The organism is Mesorhizobium sp. M7A.F.Ca.ET.027.03.2.1 (assembly GCF_003999175.1).
Taxonomy (GTDB): Bacteria; Pseudomonadota; Alphaproteobacteria; order Rhizobiales; family Rhizobiaceae; genus Mesorhizobium.
The window spans coordinates 1-2,345 of the sequence record NZ_RZOM01000984.1 but is presented as its reverse complement, the minus strand read 5'-3'; the positions used below and the strand labels follow the sequence as shown (position 1 = coordinate 2,345).

Below are 2,345 nucleotides of genomic sequence, written 5' to 3'. Positions count from 1 at the left end.
TTCCACTACACCCGCAAATTACGGCAAGTGCGATCGAGTCGGTGGTTGTTGCACTAGCCACCGCGATTGAAAGCAGCGGGCGTGCGGGAGCCGCGGCATGAACGCACTCGACGTGACGATGCATCGGCCCGCCGTAGCTGGCACCAGCCACGGAATTGCCAGACGCGCGATGGATATCATCCTCGCTGCAGCAGCGGGAATGGTACTCGCTCCACTGATGCTCCTGATTGCCGTTGCACTCTTTGTCGAAGGTGGTTGGCCGGTGTTTTTCGCACAGACGCGCCTGGGCGCCGGCGCAAAGCCGTTTCGCATGTACAAGTTCCGCAAATTCAAGACGACAGCCGATCCTTTCGGCCTTGCGCTGACCATGAACGATGACAGCCGCATGACGCAGGTAGGCCGTTTTCTCGCGGCAACGAAACTTGATGAGCTGCCCCAACTGTGGAACGTTTTCACGGGGGACATGGCAATTGTCGGGCCGCGGCCGGAAAGCCTTGCCTTCGCCGATTGTTTCCGCGGCGGCAATGAAGCTGTCCTACAGTGGAAGCCTGGCCTGCTCGGCCCGACCCAGGTTCTCTTCCGTCACGAAGCCTGTTTTTACCCGCCCTCCCTTGATCCGCTCCTGTTTTATCGAGAGGTCCTGTTCCCGGCCAAGGCAACGATCGACCTCGCCTACTATCCGCGGCGCACGATTGCATCGGACCTCGTCTGGATAATGCGGGGCTTTAGGGCGGTTTTCGGCGTGTCCCTGCCTCCCGCGGCAAGTGGGTAGAGTTGGCAAGTGAGGAGAGTTGGCATGAATGGATTGTTGTTCGTTCGCCAGTTTGACGGCTCACACGATCGAAGGAGTGCACGGTCGTGAGCTATCGCGGCAGGAAAGTCCTGGTCACCGGTGCGGATGGATTTATCGGATCCCACCTCACGGAAGCGCTGGTGCGCGAAGGGGCCGATGTCACGGCACTGGCCCTCTACAACTCGTTCGACAGCCATGGCTGGCTGGATGATTTGCCCGACCACGTTCGAAGCCAGTTGCAATGCATTCGTGGCGACGTTCGTGACAGCGCGTTCATCAACCGGATCGTGCGCGGCCAGGCGGTGGTGTTTCATCTGGCTGCGCTGATTGCGATTCCCTATTCCTATGCGGCTGCCCAATCCTATGTGGAAACCAATGTGCTGGGTACCGTGAATGTCCTTGAAGCGGCACGCCACTGGGAAACCGAGCGCATTGTGCATACGTCCACGAGCGAGGTTTATGGCACCGCTCTGACCATGCCGATCCACGAATCCCACCCGTTGCAGGGACAGTCCCCCTACTCCGCATCCAAGATCGGCGCGGACATGATGGCGGCGTCTTATGCCAGGTCCTTCGATGTGCCGGTGGTAATCCTGCGGCCGTTCAATACATACGGGCCGCGCCAGAGCGAGCGGGCCATCGTGCCGACCATCATAAGGCAGGCTCTGGACGAGAACTGTCCGGCGATCATGGTCGGCGACACCAGCCCTATCCGCGACCTTACCTTTGTGGAAGACACTGCGGCGGCATTTGTGGCGGCAGGGGCCGCCGAGCTTGAATTTGGCCATGCCTACAATGCCGGCAGCCAGCGCGCCATCAGTGTCTCGGACGTTTTGGAGTTGGTGCTCGAGTTGAGTGGCACCAGGAAACCGGTCCGTCGCGACGAAAGCCGGATGCGGCCGCAGAACTCCGAGGTTCGCGCGTTGCTCGCCGATTCCTCGAACCTTGAAAGTAAAGTCGGATGGCGGGCGCATACAAGCCTGCGTGACGGTCTGGAAAGAACCATCGAGTGGTGGCGTTCGCGCCTCAGCGAGGGCCGCGTCCGTCGCGAAATGAGCTATATGACATGACCTTTCCGCGGCTCATACCGGCTGTGCTGCTGATGGCCGCTCTGCTGGCGATGCACACAGCCGGAAACCGGCCGAGCGGTGCGGCAGGCACGGAGCCGGCAATGGATCTGCCCGCTTACCTGAAACCTGCAACTGATCCGGCGACAGGGATCAGCTTCACTCGGATCACCAAGCCCGGAGCTCTTGGCGGCGGAATTATCTGCGGCAAAATATATTGCAGTCATCGATACTCGAGCGCGCAAGCGTGGAATGCCGATCAGAGCCTCCTCGTCCTCATGAACGGCTGCAACGGCATGTGCTTCCTCGACGGGAAAAACTACGTTCCTTTGTTCCATCGCAACAAGCCGGGTGAGTGCGAATGGCACCCTCGAAACGCGGACCTGATGATTTGTGTCGATGATCAGAATATCTCGACCTGGGCGCCCCGCAGCAATCGTGAGGACATAGTTTTTGCCGCTGCGAAATATCGGGATCTCAAATTC

The 2,345-nt window shown here is 59.6% G+C and carries 2 protein-coding genes and 1 pseudogene; all 3 read left to right on the top strand.

The genetic code is table 11. The annotated features are described in order from the left end of the window. Positions 1–97: 97 nt before the first annotated feature. Positions 98–772, top strand: coding sequence for a sugar transferase (locus EN750_RS30005; RefSeq protein WP_127398901.1), 675 nt, complete (start codon positions 98–100; stop codon positions 770–772). Positions 773–858: 86 nt separating this feature from the next. Beyond that, positions 859–1,863: an SDR family NAD(P)-dependent oxidoreductase gene (locus EN750_RS30000; protein ID WP_127398900.1), complete on the top strand. Its 1,005-nt coding sequence runs from the start codon at positions 859–861 to the stop codon at positions 1,861–1,863. Next, positions 1,860–2,345: pseudogene (locus EN750_RS29995) on the top strand (hypothetical protein); the annotation flags it as partial. The gene EN750_RS30000 and the pseudogene EN750_RS29995, both read left to right, overlap by 4 nt.